Here is a 293-nt window from a genome sequence, read left to right as displayed (position 1 = left end):
CCATTTCGATCGCATTTGCGTGTGCCTTGTTTGGACTCAGTGAGAGCAGTTATCGCTATCAGGCAAAACTCAGTGATGAAAACGCTGCAATAGCCGACTGGTTACAGCAACTGACATCAACCCATCGGAGTTGGGGGTTTGGGCTATGTTATTACTTTTTACGTAACGTGAAACGCTACCGATGGAACCATAAGCGGGTGTATAGGATTTACCGAGAATTGGAGCTAAATCTACGAATTAAGCCGAGGAAACGCTTGAAGCGTGATAAACCGGACACATTGGCGGTGCCAGAG

Annotated in this window: 1 pseudogene; it reads left to right on the top strand. The window is 47.1% G+C overall.

Annotation, left to right across the window (positions count from 1 at the left end):
* Nucleotides 1-293: pseudogene (locus tag AAEZ02_RS22150) on the top strand (IS3 family transposase); the annotation flags it as partial.

The sequence above is a fragment of the Shewanella sp. T24-MNA-CIBAN-0130 genome (genome assembly GCF_040310185.1).
GTDB classification, from domain to species: Bacteria; Pseudomonadota; Gammaproteobacteria; order Enterobacterales; family Shewanellaceae; genus Shewanella; species Shewanella psychromarinicola.
The sequence above is the reverse complement of the archived record's forward strand: the minus strand, read 5'-3'. Positions and strand labels throughout refer to the sequence as shown.